Annotated in this window: 17 protein-coding genes; 9 read left to right on the plus strand and 8 right to left on the minus strand. The window is 39.9% G+C overall.

The genetic code is table 11. The features are described 5' to 3' along the window. The first annotated feature begins 110 nt into the window (after positions 1-110). On the plus strand, positions 111-446 hold the full coding sequence (locus tag WAE64_RS14555) for a LytTR family transcriptional regulator DNA-binding domain-containing protein (RefSeq protein ID WP_340237640.1): 336 nt from the start codon (positions 111-113) through the stop codon (positions 444-446). A 106-nt stretch (positions 447-552) separates the two neighbouring features. Here the strand turns inward: WAE64_RS14555 and WAE64_RS14560 are convergent, their stop codons facing one another. The 4 genes from WAE64_RS14560 to WAE64_RS14575 form a co-directional block, all read right to left on the minus strand. Beyond that, positions 553-1,197, minus strand: coding sequence for a DedA family protein (locus WAE64_RS14560; protein ID WP_340237642.1), 645 nt, complete (start codon positions 1,195-1,197; stop codon positions 553-555). A 212-nt stretch (positions 1,198-1,409) separates the two neighbouring features. Then, positions 1,410-1,853, minus strand: coding sequence for a VOC family protein (locus WAE64_RS14565; protein ID WP_340237644.1), 444 nt, complete (start codon positions 1,851-1,853; stop codon positions 1,410-1,412). 87 nt (positions 1,854-1,940) lie between these two features. Next, positions 1,941-3,818, minus strand: coding sequence for an ABC-F family ATP-binding cassette domain-containing protein (locus WAE64_RS14570; protein WP_340237646.1), 1,878 nt, complete (start codon positions 3,816-3,818; stop codon positions 1,941-1,943). Positions 3,819-3,866: 48 nt separating this feature from the next. Continuing rightward, a complete protein-coding gene (locus tag WAE64_RS14575; RefSeq protein WP_340237649.1) occupies positions 3,867-4,160 on the minus strand; it encodes a hypothetical protein in 294 nt (97 codons plus the stop codon). Positions 4,161-4,497: 337 nt separating this feature from the next. Between WAE64_RS14575 and WAE64_RS14580 the strand changes: the two genes are divergently transcribed. Further along, positions 4,498-5,097, plus strand: a complete 600-nt coding sequence (locus tag WAE64_RS14580; protein ID WP_340237651.1) for a porin family protein — start codon at positions 4,498-4,500, stop codon at positions 5,095-5,097. A gap of 81 nt (positions 5,098-5,178) precedes the next feature. Here WAE64_RS14580 and hemJ read toward each other — a convergent pair whose 3' ends face one another. Continuing rightward, positions 5,179-5,721, minus strand: coding sequence for a protoporphyrinogen oxidase HemJ (gene hemJ, locus WAE64_RS14585; RefSeq protein ID WP_340237653.1), 543 nt, complete (start codon positions 5,719-5,721; stop codon positions 5,179-5,181). A gap of 90 nt (positions 5,722-5,811) precedes the next feature. On the opposite strand from hemJ, the gene WAE64_RS14590 reads away from it, so the two are divergent. The 7 genes from WAE64_RS14590 (at position 5,812) to WAE64_RS14620 (ending at position 12,804) form a co-directional block, all read left to right on the plus strand. After that, on the plus strand, positions 5,812-7,686 hold the full coding sequence (locus WAE64_RS14590) for an OmpA family protein (RefSeq protein ID WP_340237655.1): 1,875 nt from the start codon (positions 5,812-5,814) through the stop codon (positions 7,684-7,686). Between the two features lie 126 nt (positions 7,687-7,812). Further along, positions 7,813-8,754 carry a thioredoxin-disulfide reductase gene (gene trxB / locus WAE64_RS14595; protein WP_340237915.1) on the plus strand — a complete coding sequence of 314 codons (942 nt, stop codon included), beginning with the start codon at positions 7,813-7,815 and terminating at the stop codon, positions 8,752-8,754. A gap of 90 nt (positions 8,755-8,844) precedes the next feature. Continuing rightward, complete coding sequence (locus WAE64_RS14600) at positions 8,845-9,963, plus strand: peptidoglycan DD-metalloendopeptidase family protein (protein ID WP_340237657.1); 1,119 nt, start codon at positions 8,845-8,847, stop codon at positions 9,961-9,963. A gap of 208 nt (positions 9,964-10,171) precedes the next feature. Beyond that, complete coding sequence (bshB1, locus tag WAE64_RS14605; protein ID WP_340237658.1) at positions 10,172-10,891, plus strand: bacillithiol biosynthesis deacetylase BshB1; 720 nt, start codon at positions 10,172-10,174, stop codon at positions 10,889-10,891. A gap of 33 nt (positions 10,892-10,924) precedes the next feature. Then, positions 10,925-11,785, plus strand: coding sequence for a hypothetical protein (locus WAE64_RS14610; protein WP_340237660.1), 861 nt, complete (start codon positions 10,925-10,927; stop codon positions 11,783-11,785). 139 nt (positions 11,786-11,924) lie between these two features. Next, entirely contained in the window at positions 11,925-12,401 is a 477-nt protein-coding gene (locus tag WAE64_RS14615; RefSeq protein ID WP_340237661.1) for an RDD family protein, read from the plus strand. Further along, positions 12,391-12,804 carry a DUF2752 domain-containing protein gene (locus tag WAE64_RS14620; protein ID WP_340237663.1) on the plus strand — a complete coding sequence of 138 codons (414 nt, stop codon included), beginning with the start codon at positions 12,391-12,393 and terminating at the stop codon, positions 12,802-12,804. Before WAE64_RS14615 ends, WAE64_RS14620 begins: the two co-directional genes overlap by 11 nt. A gap of 240 nt (positions 12,805-13,044) precedes the next feature. Here WAE64_RS14620 and WAE64_RS14625 read toward each other — a convergent pair whose 3' ends face one another. The 3 genes from WAE64_RS14625 to WAE64_RS14635 all read right to left on the minus strand — a co-directional run bounded on the left by WAE64_RS14625 (position 13,045) and on the right by WAE64_RS14635 (position 17,460). Next, entirely contained in the window at positions 13,045-15,315 is a 2,271-nt protein-coding gene (locus tag WAE64_RS14625) for an NADP-dependent malic enzyme (RefSeq protein WP_340237664.1), read from the minus strand. Positions 15,316-15,640: 325 nt separating this feature from the next. Then, positions 15,641-16,951, minus strand: a complete 1,311-nt coding sequence (locus tag WAE64_RS14630) for a cation:dicarboxylate symporter family transporter (protein ID WP_340237666.1) — start codon at positions 16,949-16,951, stop codon at positions 15,641-15,643. Between the two features lie 17 nt (positions 16,952-16,968). Then, positions 16,969-17,460: a YybH family protein gene (locus tag WAE64_RS14635; RefSeq protein ID WP_340237667.1), complete on the minus strand. Its 492-nt coding sequence runs from the start codon at positions 17,458-17,460 to the stop codon at positions 16,969-16,971. Between the last annotated feature and the right edge of the window lie 150 nt (positions 17,461-17,610).

Consider the following 17,610-nt stretch of genomic DNA (forward strand, 5'->3'; position numbering starts at 1 on the left):
GGGAATAACACGGCCTTCATTATGGGTTATTCCTCGTGTGTTGCAAACTGCCTGTTATCTACATTTACTTAAGTTTTAGCTTGAATAAATTCCTAAAAATACCCTTACTCATGTTAAAAAATTATAACCTTTACTCGCAAGATATATTATATCTGAAGGCAGATATAAACTATACCGAATTTTACCTGAAAGACGGAAAAAAACTCGTTTCTTCAAGTACATTGAAGCATCATGAGGCCGACGAACGGCTAAGAGATTTTCTGAGAGTCAGCAAGTCGTATATGGTAAACTTGCAATATATAGGGCAGTATTGTGCACATCAAAAAGATGTGAGAATATACCTGACAAATGGTTATGAAATAAAAGTGGCCCGCCGCCGATGCGTAGAGATAAAGAAAAATCTGAAAGATATAAATGTGCCGAGAGTGAACTTTGAGAGAACCTAAATAGTGAATGAGCGAATGGCGAATTGGTGAATAATTAATTGCTTGAATTTCTAACATCAAGAACATAAACTATTCACTAATTCGCCATTCGCAATTCACCATTCATTTATGCGTCTTTGCTTTCATTCAGTTCTTTTCTGGCGTTCAGATAGCCTTTTACTACCGTAAAGGTTGTAACTGCCAGGAAGAAGATGATAATGTATTCTACATAATTGATTATTCCGGGGAATTTTTCGCCGAAATAGAAACCGCCACCTACCAAAGAGAGTGTCCAGATACCTCCACCTATGATATTAAAAATAGAAAACTTATAGGCTGGCATCTTCACGATTCCGGCCAGAATAGGAGAGAATGTGCGCACAACCGGAAGAAAACGAGCGATTATTAAGGTTTGGCTACCATATTTAGCGAAATATTTCTTTGTGCTATCGATATGCTTTTTCTTAAAAAACAAAGAGTCAGGTCTGGCCTGTATTCTGTCGCCGAAATACCAACCCGAAAAATACCCGACAAACGACCCGATTACAGCCGCCAGGAAAATACAGGTAAGTAACAAAGGAAGCGGAACGTCGAGGGTTTTGGTACCACAAAATACACCCGAAAGAAACAATAAATAATCGCCGGGAAGGAAGAAACCAAAAAAGAAGCCGTTTTCAATGAAGATAATCAAGGTAATAGTTACCAAGCCACCCGTTCGGATTAATTCTTCCGAATCCATCAAATACTGAAACCAATTGTTTACCTGTTCCATTGAAGTAATTTTTAGCTTTTCTAAGAAACTGTTTGAGTTAAATTTTAATGATAAAAAAGGAGTTTTTTTGACTCGATACAAGATTTAAAAACCGGAGTTTAGCAGAGCTAAATGAGCGGTCCGCCGCTGTGGGATTTTTAAAGCGTAGTATTGAGCAAAAAAAGCCTTTTTTAGCTTAACAAGATTAACTCAAACAGTTTCTAATTATATAATTATTGAACTTTTGGTTCGTTCAGTTCAATTACATAGCCGTCAGGGTCTGTAATGTAAATCTGAAATGCCCCGTCAAATCTTTGTTGGCGATGATAAGGAACGCCTTTTTCTTTTAAATAAGCCTCGATACTATCAGCCGATTTAGCCGGAATTGTCCACGAAAAATGGCCACCATTCTTATCGTTATTGCTTACAGGGTCTTTTCTGCCAAGTAATAAGTGTAATTCCTGACCCGGAGCAATTACGAACCAACGTCTGATAGCCAACAAATTATCTGGCACGTCAAGCGGTTTTAAACCAACAATTTCACGATAGAATTTGGCACTTGCCTGAAGGTCTTTAACCGACAAGCCTACGTGGTTATATGATTGAACAGGGATTTGTGCAAAGGTGTTAAGTGAAACACCCAACAAAAGAACAACAATACATTTAGAAAAATTCATAGGGATAGTTTTTATATCAAGGTTGAAAATAGTTTTAATATTTTATTAATAAACTACACCAGCGGTTGCCTGCCAATGATGAGTCTATCACACCAATTCTGATAATTCAAGCCAGCGCATTTCTTTTTCGGCAATATTCTCGTTTATTTGCTCAAATTCTTTTGCCCAATTTGCTAACTCTTCATGCGAGCCATCGCCCGAATTCATTTTCTCTACCAGTTCACCTTTGCGTATCTCTAGTTTTTCTAGGTCTTTTTCTAAGCTTTCGTACTCTTTTTGTTCCTTAAAGCTTAGTTTTCGCTTGGTTTCCGGTTTGCCTACTTGCGGAGCAATAGCTGTTTTATTGGTATTTGCCTCACTTGTTTCAGGGCTACTTACTTGTGCAGGTAGCTCATCTTTAAACTGACGGTAGTCGGTATAATTACCCGGAAAATCTCTGATTTGACCTTCGCCTTCAAATACAAAAAGGTGGTCAACGATTTTATCCATAAAATAGCGGTCGTGAGATACCACCAGCAAACACCCGCCGAAACTTATCAGAAAATCTTCCAACACATTCAATGTCGAAATATCGAGGTCGTTGGTAGGCTCATCAAGAATCAGAAAGTTGGGGTTCTGAACCAATATTTTTAATAACTGTAAACGTCGTTTTTCTCCACCGCTTAATTTATGCACAAAGCTGTATTGCATGGCTGGAGGGAACAAAAACAAGGTCAGGAAATTGGAGATTGAAAGCTCGCTTCCATCGGCCATTTTTACGTACTCTGCAATTTCACGTACTACATCAATCACACGTTGCCCTTCATCAAAATCAAGCCCTTCTTGCGAGTAATACCCAATTTTAATGGTATCGCCCTTTACAACCCTGCCCATATCGGGTTTAAGTTTCTCTGTAATTATTTGCAGAAGTGTACTTTTACCCATACCATTTTTACCTACAATCCCGATTCTATCTCCTCTTTTAAAAGTATATGTAAATTCCGAAATTATCTTCTGGGTATCAAAAGACTTACTCACGTGCTGAATCTCAATGATTTTGCTACCCATACGCTCCATTTTCATACTCAGTTCCAGTTTTTCTTCCGGGCCTTTCTTAATGGTTTTGTCTTTTAAATCATAAAAAGCATCGATACGGCTTTGCGATTTTGTACCACGCGCTTTGGGTTGGCGTCGCATCCATTCCAACTCTTTTCTGAGTAGGTTGCGGTAGTTTTTTTGTGTAGCGGCATTTACAGCCTCTTGTGCTTCTTTTTTCTCGAGGTAATAATTGTAATTACCCGTAAACTTATAAATCTGGTTATCAGCAATTTCAAGAATACGGTTACACACTTTATCCAGAAAATAACGGTCGTGGGTAACAAGCAGCAAAGTGATGTTCGACGATGATAAGTACCCTTCAAGCCACTCAATTGTATCTAAGTCCAGGTGGTTGGTAGGCTCATCGAGAATCAGAAAATCAGGCTCTTCAATCAATACACGGGCCAAAGCAACCCGTTTTTGTTGCCCGCCTGATAGATTTCCTATCAGTTTATCAAAATCAGTAATACCCAATTTGCCTAAAATCTGTTTTACTTTTACCTCGTAGTCCCATGCTTTCAGGGTGTCTACTCTTTCAATAGCATTGGCAAGCCTGTTATCATCGTGCAGGCTCAGTGCAATTTCATATTCCTTAATTGCTAACGTAAGCGAATTCTCCGAGGCAAAGATGGTTTCCAGAACAGTTTTCCCGGCCGGTAAGTCTGGATTCTGGTCAAGATACCCCGTTCTGATGTCTTTTCTGATGCTTATACTGCCCCCGTCAACATCTATTTTGCCTGTGAGCATATCGAGCAAAGAAGATTTTCCTGAGCCATTAGCGCCAATCAGGGCAACTTTTTCACCTTGTAAAATGCCAAACGTAAGATTTTTAAAAAGCCAGCGTTCGCCTAAATTTCTGCCTATATTTTCAGCCGATAAATAATTCATAGTTTTATATATAATCCCGTCCCTCTAATTTATGTGGCAAAAGTACACTTAATTTTTGGTTAATCTTTTGGCTAATTCTTCCCATTCTTCGTCGAGCGATACCTTTGGCATAGTTTCGCCTGCTCGGCGGTACCAATAGTTGGCATTCCATTGGTCGCCTTCTTTGCGGTGCAAGTAGGCATGCAGGCGGTCATACTCACGGGTGCCTTCTTTGCTTTGAGCAATATTGTGCGATGCTTCCCAGTCCCCGTTGTAATCATGCCAAAGCGCCTGTAATAAAGGATGTATATCTTGTGGAACTTTTGCTGCCGAAAGTGAGCTTTTAAATGTCTGGATGTTCATACAACGATTTTTTATACTGATTGAAACATGACGAAGATTTTCTTCGTCTACACCAATAATTTGCTCAAATTTACAAAACCAATATGAATTTTTTATACTTAATTATGTGCTTCAAAGCTAAGACCTCTCTTCAATCCTGTCGGAACGGACTAATAGCTAACAATTGGGTGATTTTTAGATAAATACCCTGAACTTTAAAAATATTGGGGAATATTTTCCTCGACATTATGTAAATGTGTTACCACATATAGCTTAAATGAACCTGATTGCTGGATTGGAATGATATTTTTGCTGATAAAAATGTACAAAATTTTTACCACTAAATTTACACAAGAAAATGAAAAACAGATTGTTTTTGTTAGGTGCTTTACTTTCAATGTCATTAGTAGGATACGCTCAACCAACAACTTCGTGGGGGCCGAAATTAGGGGTTAATTTTACATCTTACGCACCTAAAGCCGAGGTTTTTGATGTACTGACAGGCTTAAATGCAGGTTTATTCTTAAACCATAGTATTAACAGTAATTTTGGGGTAACTTTTGAAGCTAATTACTCGCAGATGGGTACAAAAGTGCAGAATGGAGGCAATCTGGAGAGAATCCATTATATTCAGATTCCGGCATTAGCAGTTTATTATTTCGGGCAACGAGGCGATTCTTTCCGTCCTAAACTTTTTGCAGGGCCATATCTGGGTATTTTATTGGCATCGACCGATAAAGGAGGAAACAAGTTGTCAAACGGTCAGCAAGTATTTAACACTGCCGATGTAGGTGGGCAAATAGGCGCAGGATTTAATTTCAGAATCAAGCGTGAAACATGGTTGAACACCGACGTGCGCTACATAAGAGGTTTTGGTGATATTACCAAAGAGCCAAGCACGAGCTATCAGAATGCAGGTGTAAACATCAACGTAGGTATCAGTTTCCCGATAAAGTAACAAACCACACAAAAGAGCTTAAGGGATTCACCTCCCTTCCTAAAACCCTTTCTCATTTTATATGGGAGAGGGTTTTCTGGTTTATTTCTTCTCTCTATGGTTTTTATATGCCTTTGCAGCCATAAACAACAGTACACCAAATGCAATAATACCCAGAAACAAATACGCAAAATTGAGTAGATTCTTCACCACAGCCAGCATTACAATAGAAACCAGAAATAATGTGGGTAGTTCGTTTAACAATCTGTATTGAAAAGAGTTAAATACCATATATTTTTCTCCTCGCTCAAGGCGTTCAATCGTTTTTTTACAAAAAATATGATACCCCGTTAGCAATACCAACAAAACCAGCTTAACGTGTAACCAGCCTTGTTGCAGAAAATAAGGAGAATTAATGAGCATCAGAATCCCGAATGTCCAGGTAATCATCATGGCCGGATTACAGATAATCTTGTAGGCTCTTTTTTGCATAAGCACGTAGTCTTTTTTAAAGGCTTCACGCAGATGCTCAGGTTTATCTTCGGCTTCGGCGTGGTAAACAAATATTCTTACCAGATAAAATAAACCTGCAAACCAAGATACGAAACCGATGATGTGTAACGATTTAAGATAGAGATGAAGCATTCAAGTACGATTTAAAAAACAACTGTAATTTTAAGCCCTCAAAAATAAGCAACAAAACTCGTACGTTAAACTATAAAACTGTTTTTAAAAATGAAAAGGCTGTTTTCGCTACTTTTATTTATCTACATATCGGGTGCCACAATGGCACAAGACCAAAAAGCAAAAGAGTTTTATGATAAGGGTGTAAAGAGTTTTGTAGCCCGCAAACCAAGCGACGCTACCGAAAGTTTATTGAAAGCAATTGAGCAAGACTCAACCTATGCCGATGCATATTTTAAACTTGGCCAGATGAGCGAAACCGCACGCAACGAAGGCAACGCCATGAAATATTATGCAAAGGCGATACAGTTTAAACCTGAAGAACCTTCTTACCGACAGGCTTATACCTATGTTGGCACACGTGCTTTACGTGCCGGCGATTACCAGAAGGCAAAGCCGCTACTGGAATATGCCTTGAAACAATCACCTCCGGGTAGTATGATAGTAAAACAGCTTAATAAACAACTGGAAACCTGCAATTTTGCCATTGAAGCACAACAAAAGAAATTGAGCTTTGCTGCAAAAGATATGGGCGAGGCTATTAATTTTAAAACCTACCAGTATTTTCCGGTTTTAACGGCTGATAACGAAACGTTGTTTTTTACAGCCCGCTCAAACGAGGGCGACGAAAACCTGTTTTCTTCGCAGTTTGTAGATGGCAAATGGTCGAAACCTGAGAGTATTTCATCAAATATAAATACACCTGCCAACGAAGGTACTTGTAGCATTTCGGCCGATGGCCGAACGCTCGTTTTTACAAGTTGTGATGCCAAAGATAGTTTCGGAAGCTGCGACCTCTACATATCAAAAAAAGTAGGAGATGAATGGAGCGCACCCGAGAACCTTGGCCTGAATATAAATACCCATGAGTGGGAAGCGCAGCCAAGTTTATCGAACGATGGCCATATTCTTTATTTCTCATCAAAACGCCGGGGCGGTTTTGGCGAGAAAGATTTATGGATGAGCGAGCTTGTAAACAACGTATGGTCGCCGGCTGTAAATTTGGGTAATACAATTAATACCGACAAAGACGATATTTCGCCATTTATTCATGCCAATGGGCATACACTTTTCTTCGCCTCCGAGGGGCACACGGGCATGGGTGGCTTCGATTTGTTTATGACCGAGCAAAAACTCAATACCTATACTAAACCTCAGAACCTCGGCTATCCGATTAATACGCACGAAGACCAAGTGGCATTGTTTATTACTTCCGATGGTAAAAAAGGCTATTATTCTTTTAATACCAAGCAAACTACACGCCTTTATGAGTTTGATATTCCACAAGAATTAAGTACACGTTTTAGTAGGGTAAACTACGTGAAAGGAATTGTGCAAGATGCCCAGACCAAGAAAAACATATCGGCTGATATTGAACTGATAGATTTAAAAACAGGCAAAACCATAGAGCGTGTAAAGTCTGATACCAAAACAGGGCAATACACAGCCGTATTGCCAAATGGTAGCCATTTTGGGCTTTTTATTAACAAGGATAATTATTTCAACAAGAGCCTTTCGTTCGATTTTTCGGAGAAAACCGATGCCAATGGCAAAACGGTAAATGTGTCGCTAGAGCCAATCAGAAAAGATGTTGATATTGTGCTGAATAATATTTTCTTCGATTCGGGTAAGGCCGAACTAAGACCCGAATCATTTGCCGAATTAGATAAATTACTGCTCTTATTAAAAGGAAATCCACAGGTAAAAGTCGAGATTTCGGGGCATACCGATAATGTAGGTAAAGATACCGATAACCTTGCTTTATCGCAGAGCAGGGCTGATGCCGTGGTAAGTTATCTGGTAAGCAAAGGAGCCATAGCAACCAATGTAAAAGCGGTTGGCTATGGCGAAACCCGCCCGATTGCTGCAAATGATACTGACGAAAACCGCCAGATGAACCGAAGAATTGAAATGAAGATATTCTAAACTTGTCTATCCCGCCAAATTTGATGAACTTTGTGCCTCGAAAACTATGTTCATTTATCAACATGGCTATCATTAATAACCATGTTGATAAAATATACAATTAATACAATCACGATTATCAATATAATGGCACAAGAAAAAGTAGAAGTGTTGATTTTGGGTTCAGGTCCGGCAGGTTATACCGCAGCAATTTACGCAGCAAGAGCAGGTTTGAAACCTGTAATGTATCAGGGAGGCCAACCGGGCGGACAATTAACAATTACCACCGATGTTGAAAATTTTCCGGGTTATCCAGAAGGAATCATGGGCCCGCAAATGATGGAAGATTTTAAAAAGCAAGCTGAACGTTTCGGAACCGACAACCGTTGGGGAATGGCTACAAAGGTTGATTTCTCAACACCACTAGAACACAAAGTTATTATTGACGATACACACGAAATTGTTGCGCAAACCGTTATTATAGCTACGGGTGCTTCGGCTAAATGGCTGGGTCTGGAATCAGAACAACGTTTGAATGGCTATGGGGTTTCGGCCTGTGCGGTTTGTGACGGATTCTTTTTCAGAGGCCAGAATGTAGCCATAGTAGGCGGGGGCGATACCGCTTGCGAAGAAGCACATTATTTATCGAAACTCTGCAAAAAGGTATATATGCTTGTGCGTAAGGGTGAGTTCAGAGCCTCACAAATTATGCAGAAACGCGTTGAAAATACCCCGAATATCGAGATTCTTTACCACACAGATACATTAGAAGTACTAGGAACCGACGGCGTAACGGGTGTGAGAATCAAAAACAATGTTACACAAGAAGAGTCAGTACTAGATGTAACCGGGTTTTTTGTAGCCATTGGTCATCAACCAAATACACAAATCTTTAACGGATTTTTGGATATGGACGAAGCGGGATACCTTGAAACTGTGAAAGGAAGCTCTAAAACAAACATTGAAGGGGTATTTGCCTGTGGCGATGCACAAGACAAAATCTACCGTCAGGCGGTAACAGCAGCAGGTTCGGGCTGTATGGCTGCACTAGACGCCGAAAGATATTTGGCAGAAAAAAGTTTGCATTAAAAGGCATAATTGCTTAATATTGAACATTTTATGTGTCAGACCACTCGGCCTGATACATTATTATGGGGAAACCTAAAACATAAATACAAAATGAGAAAGGCTTTATTTACCATTATTGCTTCGCTTTATCTTTTGAGTATCGCTAATGTGCAGGCTCAAAGAGAGAGAGGCGTAAGATTGAATAAACCCAATATTCCTTCTAATCAGAAAGATTCCAAAAACAAAAATAACAAACCTCAGAAACAAGACGATGAGTTTAGTTTTGAGGAAGAGCCTAAATTGCGTTTTATCAACGATTTTGATGCCGCAAAAGGCAGCAAAAGCAGCAATCTGAAAATTGAGCCTATCAAAGAACTGAATGCCGCTGTGCATGAAGATACGTCTTCTATTGATGAAGGCGAAATACAGATTGTAGAGATTGAAGAAGAAGCGCAGTTTGCCGGAAGCGACGACATGGTAAAAATTGCTAGTTATTTTTCGGTCTGGAATACCAGCGTAATTGACCCTTATGGTATTGATGCCAAAGATTACGAAGAGGTAGTGCCGATTCAGCTATACGATATTTCACAAGGCCGATACTGGTCTGGCCCGATGGCAAAAGGCGTAACCAACTCGCAGTTTGGCTGGAGATGGCGCCGTTGGCACACAGGTATTGACCTTGACCTTGATACAGGCGAGCCTATCTATGCCGCTTTTGATGGTATCATACGGGTATCGGGCGTGCATGGTGGCTATGGCCGCTGTGTGGTAGTGCGCCACTACAATGGTTTAGAAACCCTTTACGGACACTTGTCGAAGATTAACTTTGAAGCCAACACGGTTGTGAAAGCAGGCGATGAAATTGGTAAAGGTGGAAGCACCGGCCGTAGCTCTGGGCCTCACTTACACTTCGAGACTCGTTATGAAGGTAACCCTTTCGACCCGAAAAATATCTTTACTTTTAACCCTGAAAAAATAGAAATCAACTCAGCCGAATTTACCATGACCTCGCGTGTGTATGATTACCTGAGAGGAGGTACAAGCAAAGGAGATTTCGAGTTTGACGAGCCGCAAGCAATAACCCGCAAACAATGGATACGTGTTCGCTCAGGAGACACTCTTTCTGAAATTGCCGACCGTTTCAATACCACTGCAAGCAATATTGCCAAAATGAACCGCATCAGAACAACCACTAAACTTCGCCCGGGTTATAGACTCCGTGTGAAATAAGGTTTAAAAGACATATTTTAATTGCGACGTGAAACTATTTACGTCGCTTTTTTTTTATGAATATAGAGGAGAATTTAGTGATTTAGTGAATGAGCGATTGAGTGATTATAAACGCAAAAATCAAAATATTCACTAATTCACCATTCGCAAATCCGCCATTTACAATTCACTAAATCACTCATTCACTAAATCACTAAATAATCAAGCGATGAAATTAGATATACTCGTAATGGCAGCCCACCCTGACGACGCCGAAATGTCGGCCGGAGGAACAATGGCAATGGCCATCAGTAAAGGTAGAAAAGTAGGCATTGTAGATTTTACAAGAGGCGAACTCGGAACCCGTGGCACGCCCGAAATACGTGCAGCAGAGGCAAAAGCTGCCTCAGAAATACTAAATATCTCGGTTCGTGAGAATCTGGGTTTCAGAGATGGATTCTTCAAAAACGATGAAGACCACCAGATGCAGCTAATAAGGGTTATCCGCAAATATCAACCTGAAATAGTGTTGGCCAATGCTGTTGAAGACCGCCACCCCGACCACGGTAAAGGGGCAGCTTTAGCAGTAGATGCCTGTTTTTTATCTGGTCTGCGCATGATTCAAACCCTCGATGACTCTGGCAACACGCAAGCCGCCTGGCGCCCAAAATACCTGTATCATTATATACAAGACCGCCACATAAAACCCGACTTTGTGGTTGATATTTCTGATTTCTGGGCTGCAAAAGAAGCGTCTATCCGTGCCTATAAGAGCCAGTTTCATGACCCTGAAAGTACAGAGCCGGAGTCTTACCTCACAAGCCCTGAGTTTATGGATTTTCTGAAAGCTCGTTCACAAGAAATGGGGCATCCGATTGGTGCAAAGTTTGGCGAAGGTTACACCAAAACCAGAATGCTAGGCGTAAAAGACCTATTTGATTTGATATAAAATTAGCCTTATTTTGCCCCAAAATTCGTGTTTATGGTAAATTTCCTTTTGTCGGTACAGCAATCAATTAATTTAGTTATCAATAGCATCATTTCTGTTTTTAAGGTGCTATTGATGTCGAAGTTTTCGGTAGAACGAACCACCGCCAGTAAGCCTCGCTGTGGCATATTGGGCAATGGGCCTTCGCTTAATACTTCACTCGAACGAGATATTGAGTTCATTAAGAGTCTCGAACTATTTGCTGTTAACCTTTTTTCTGTTACTGAGCAATATACCCAACTAAAACCCAGAAACTATTTTATTCTGGATATGTCTTTCCTGAATCCTAATCATGTTTGTAAGAATGGTCTGCAACACATGGCTAGCGATACCACCTGGGAAATGAACCTTTATATGCCGTTTCAGATGTATAATTCGGCCTATTTTCAGAGTTTCTTTAAAGATACGCCTAACATTAAACTTGTTCCGTACAATTATACTATTGTTACTGGTTTTACGTGGCTTAAACATTGGTTTTTTAAGCGTGGTTTGGGTACGCCTCAATGCCAGAACGTATTGGTAGGTACACTTTTTTATGCGGTTAATATGGGTTTTAAAGAAATTTATATCTTTGGCGCCGACCACTCATGGCACGAAATGATAAGACTTGACGACGACAATAATCTGGTTGTGAGCGATAAGCATTTCTTTCAACAAAAAGACTTTGACATAGCCGTAAAAGAAAAGTCATATATGAGTCAGCAGCTTTTTTCGCTGCATAAAGCCTTTTATGGCTACGAGGTAGTAGGGCAATATGCCCAAGCCTTAGGCGTAAAAATCTACAACGCTAGTGCCAGAAGTTTCATTGATGTATTCGAAAAAATAAAGGTAAATGAGTTTGTAAACAAGAATTGATTGCCTTTAAGTAAATAAATACGTTAACTTGCTGATTATTAGCTATTTTTGAACTTAATATTTGTGATTGTTCGGAATTATTTTTTAGATTTGATTATAGAACTGTATAAACTTATCTTCTACTCTAAACAAATTTATTATGAACAATTTCAGGTTGGCTGGTTTTGGCAAGCGTCTCATTGCCTATATTCTTGACTTTATCATTCTTAGTGTTGGTTTTACCTTAATCTTTATTCCTTTCGGTGGTATTTTTGCTTTTTTAGGCTTTGCATCGCCTGGTTTTGACGGTGACCTTACAAGTGGCGAAGCCGCAGCTCTTGCTGCAACAGGCATTAGTTTTATCGGTATCATATTGTTGGCTCTTGTTGCCCCTATTATTTACGATGGCTTAATGATAGCATCGCCACGCCAAGCAACACTGGGCATGAATATTATGCGCATAAAAGTGGTAAAAGAAAACGGCGAAATGCTGAATAGTGGTGAGTCTTTTATCAGAGCATTGGTTAAGTATGTTACAGGCCAATTCTGCTTCCTTTTGTTTTTGGTATGTTTGTTTAACAAAGAAGAACAAAACCTGCACGATTTAGCCGCAAGAACCCTTGTGATTGAAGAATAGACACGCTATGAGCAACAAGCGATTATATAAAATAACATTGGCGGTAATAGTTTGTGCTATTACCGCTTATTATTTTTATTATCCTGCGCTTGGTTTTTTGCCTAATATGCAATGTATGTTCAATAAGGCTACGGGTTTGTATTGCATGGGTTGTGGCGGGCAAAGGGCTTTTCATGCCTTGTTGCATGGGCACATTGTAAGTGCTGCACAAAATAACCTGCTTGTTTTTGTTGTACTACCTCTTGTTGCCTTAAAATTGTATGAAGAAATAAGCAGTAAAAAAGTACTCCCTACGGCGCTATATTCCAGAAAAATCATTTTGCCCCTTGTGTTATTTGTTGTATGCTTTCTGGTTCTCCGAAATATCCCTCTTTATCCTTTCACTTGTTTGGTACCTGAATAAGGTTTTCTATCTTATATAATCGCAACAAGCCATTTGCTGTCATTTGGCAAAAAAGTAAAATAGGGCGGTGAATAATTTTAAACCACGGAGTGGCACAGAGTTTAAAAACACGGAGTATCACGGAGAAAACTCTGTGTAAATCTGTGCTAAACATAGTGCACCTCCGTGGTAAAATATTAAACCAAACAAAAAATGCTACCCATCAAAAGACAGATAGCATTTTTCTGTATAAAAATACTCTTATTTCGCATCAACTACTGCAATGGCAACCATGTTTACGATTTCTCGCACCGAGCTACCTAGCTGCAATACGTGCACAGGTTTTTTCATACCAAGCAAAATAGGTCCAATCTTCTCAATATTGGCTATTTCTTTTACCAAGTTATACGCAATGTTCGAAGCCGATAGATTCGGGAAAATAAGCGTATTGGCACCACCATCTACCAAGTCGCAGAATGGGTGGTTTTCACGCAATAAATCCAAGTCAAACGGTAAGTGGGCTTGCATTTCACCGTCTACAATCATGGTCGGATGTTTCTCTTTCAGAATCGCCACTGCCTTTTGCATTTTTAGCGCATCTTCACCATCGGCACTACCAAAGTTAGAGTAAGTTAGTAAAGCAATTCTAGGCTTAATATTAAATTTCTCAACCTCTTTGGCTGCCAGTTCTGTAATCTCAACAATCTCTTCGGTTGTCGGGTTAAAGTTAACCGTAGTATCGGCAAGGAACAACGGACCAAAACGGCTCATCAGAATATACATACCCGAAACTTTCTTTACGCCCTCTTGTCGGCCAACGATTTGAAGCGCAGGACGAACAGTTTCAGGATAATTACGGGTCATACCACCAATCATAGCATCGGCCTGGCCAGCTTCTACCATCATGGCACCAAAGTAGTTACGATTAAGCATCGATACCCTTGCCTCAAATTTATTCAGTCCTTTGCGCTTACGTTTTTCATAGAAAATATCGCCGAATTGCTGCAAACGAGCTTCTTCTTTTGGCGAGCGAGGGTCAATTATTTCAACCCCTGCCACATCAATATGGTTTTCTAATACCAATTGGTTAATGCGGTTTTCGTTACCCAATAAAATCGGAATAGCAATGCCATCGTCAATTACCTGTTGCGCAGCTTTCAATACCGTAAGGTTTTCGGCATCGGCAAAAACTACACGTTTAAGGTTTTGTTTAGCTTTGGTAATGATAACCTTGCTCAGGGTATTGTCTTGACCCAGACGTTTCGATAATTGCGTGTCGTAAGCCTCCCAATCAGTAATCGGAAATTTAGCCACGCCTGTATCCATAGCAGCTTTGGCTACGGCAGGGGCAACTGTGGTTAGCAAACGAGGGTCAACAGGTTTTGGAATAATGTATTTTTTACCAAAAATCATGTTGTTTTCGCCATAAGCCAGGTTTACAATATCAGGCACAGGCTTTTTAGCTAATTCAGCCAGGGCTCTTACAGCCGCCAGTTTCATTTCTTCGTTAATTACTTTCGAACGCACATCTAGCGCCCCTCTGAATATATAAGGGAAGCCCAATACGTTGTTTACCTGATTCGGGTAATCTGAACGACCCGTAGCAAAAATAATATCTTCACGTGCGGCCATTGCTTCGTCGTACGAAATCTCAGGCGTTGGGTTTGCCATAGCAAACACAATACAATCTTTTGCCATTGATTGTACCATTTCCTGCTTCAGTGTGTTCCCTTTCGATAAACCGATAAATACATCAGCACCATTTAAAGCCTCGGCTAATGTAGTTTCAGCAGCCATTGTATCGTTGGCAAATTCAATTTTCTTGCCATCGAGGTTTGTACGACTAGGGTGAATAAGCCCTTTGCTATCGAACATAAAAATGTTCTTTTTCTGTGCGCCTAAACTATTGTATAAGCGAGTACAAGAAATAGCCGAAGCACCTGCGCCGTTGATAACGATGCGTACGTCTTCAAATTTCTTGTTTACCAACTCAAGAGCATTCAACAAGGCTGCGGCCGAGATAATGGCCGTTCCGTGTTGGTCGTCGTGCATTACCGGAATATTCATTTCGGCTTTCAGACGCTCCTCGATTTCAAAACACTCAGGTGCCGAAATATCTTCAAGATTCACACCGCCAAACGTTGGTTCAAGAATCTTTACTGTTCTTACAAACTCGTCAACATCTTTGGTATTTAATTCTATGTCGAACACATCAATATCGGCATATATTTTAAATAAAAGCCCTTTCCCTTCCATTACAGGCTTTCCTGCTTCCGGCCCGATGTCGCCCAAACCTAATACCGCTGTGCCATTAGAAATAACCGCTACCAGGTTTCCCTTGGCAGTGTATTTGTAAACATCTTCGGGGTTTTCAAAAATAGCCATACATGGGTCGGCAACCCCCGGCGAATAGGCTAGCGTTAAGTCTCTTTGCGTGGCTGTTTCTTTTGACGGAATCACCTCAATTTTGCCCGGTCTTCCTTTGGCATGGTAATATAAGGCTTCTTCTTTTAGTGTTTTCTTCGTACTCATTTCGAATAAGTTTTGTTTTCCAGGCGCAAAGGTACGCATAGAAAATTGTTAGATAGAAAGAAAAATGTTGTTTTAACCTATTGAAAGGCCATGAATGATAGTGTAATTGATGAAATATATTTGGAAATTGTTTGCTGTTTTTGATTGATAATAAAGAATAATATTTTAAAAATAGTCCGCTTCGTAGAGACGACATGCTGGCGTCTCCAAGGGTCTATAAATGTTTAAAATCTATCTATTGGGTTCTATTTATCAAATATCATTTTTTGGAATCAGACAGTCCAATGGAGACGCCAGCATGTCGTCTCTACAAAAAATGAACCCATTAATACTTAATATTATCAGAAATAATATCTTCAAATTTATCGACATTATTAAATGCCAGATTCATTTTGTTGCGGTCGAATTCGTTTTCATTGTTTGAAATCCAGACCGTAGCCACACCATTGCCAATAAAATTGGTAATGGCACGGGCTTCGGACATAAAACGGTCGACACCCAGTAGCAAAGCAAGCCCTTCTACCGGGATGACTTTGATGGCCGATAGGGTAGAAGCCAACACAATAAAACCGCTGCCTGTTACGCCAGCTGCACCTTTCGATGTTACCATCAGAATACCGATGATTGTCAGAATCTGCTGAATATCGAGATGCACGTTAAACACCTGCGCCAGAAAAATAACCGCCATTGATAGGTAAATAGTAGTGCCATCAAGATTAAAAGAGTACCCTGCCGGAACAACCAGCCCAACCACAGATTTTGAACAACCCATTTTTTCGAGTTTTTCCATTAGTGAGGGTAGCGCAGCTTCTGACGATGAAGTGCCTAATACAATCAGTAATTCTTCTCTGATGTATTTCAAGAACTTCAGCAGGCTTATTTTATAGTAATTCAGTATAAAATATAGCACCACAAACACAAAAATAGCCATTGTAGTATAAACCGTACCCATAAGTTTGGCTAGCGGAAGCAAGGTTTTGATACCATATTTGGCTACTGTAAAGGCCATACCGCCAAAAGCACCGATAGGGGCAAACAACATAACTTTATGCAATGCCCAGAAAACTTTTTTAGAGATAGGCGTCAGGAAATTAACCACCGCTTGTCGGCCCGAATAATTGCTTAGTGAAATACCCAATACAATGGCTACAACCAGTACTTGAAGCGTTACGTTATCCCAGAAGAATTTTATCCAACTGAAATCGTCGGCACTTTGGGTGTATTTAGAGATGTCGCCGCCCTTAATGTCTTTCGTAACAACGCCATCGCCGGGGCGAAGAATATTGGCAACCACAATGCCGACAATAAGCGCTACGGTTGTAACAACCTCAAAATAAATCAATGCTTTAGCACCTACTTTACCCACCTTCTTTAAATCACCCATCGAGATAATGCCCAATGTGATGGTTACGAAGATGATAGGGTTGATAAACAACTTAACGGTGCTGATAAAAATACTACTCAGAAACTCACTGAAAGTGTTTTTTATCTCAAATTCAGAAATAAGCAGATTAAATTTGAAACCTTTTTCGAAAATAGGATTTAAGGCAAACTCCGGGTTATAGTGGCCTAACAAAACACCACCTATAATGGCCGTTAGTACCCAGAAGGTAAGATTGGTAAAAAGTTTTTTCATTCGGTGTCAGGCTCAGGTTATAGTTTTTTCCCTTTCAGGAACATGGTTTCTGTTATGTCTTTACTTGTATCGCTATCGAGGGCTATTTTCCAACGTCTATCGAATTTTCGTAAAACGACTGTGAATTTGCCATAAAAATAGCTGATTTTTCCTGTTGACTCCGTGATGGTAATTTTATAATAGCCTGTTTCATAGGCTGTAGTTTCGTTATGAATGCGCTCTTCGAAGCTAAACTCAATGGCTTGCTTCCTTTTGTGGCGCATGTTATATTCGTTGTTTTGCTGATTGTTATAACTGTATTCGTCGAACGTATAGATTTTTTTTGCATCAACAGGCACACGTATGAGGTCTCTTGTATGCAGATTCATGAAACCAAAGGCATCCAGATTACCGTAGGTTTTAATAAAAGGTAACCAAACCTGATTGTTAATTTCGGTTTCGATATTATCAGACTGGGCTATTACGGTAAAAAAACTACACATCAGAAGTGCACAGAGTAGTGTTTTCATGCGTTTGATGACGAATTGCTATATAATTAGGTTACAAAAGCGTGTTTAAGTATGCTTTAAAACAAATGTAAGAATTTAATTCTATCAAAAAATAGCGATTTGCTTCTTTTCTTTCATTTTTGAGTATTGATACTCACAACAGTAAAAGCA

Source organism: Emticicia soli (genome assembly GCF_037860775.1).
Lineage (GTDB): Bacteria > Bacteroidota > Bacteroidia > Cytophagales > Spirosomataceae > Emticicia > Emticicia soli.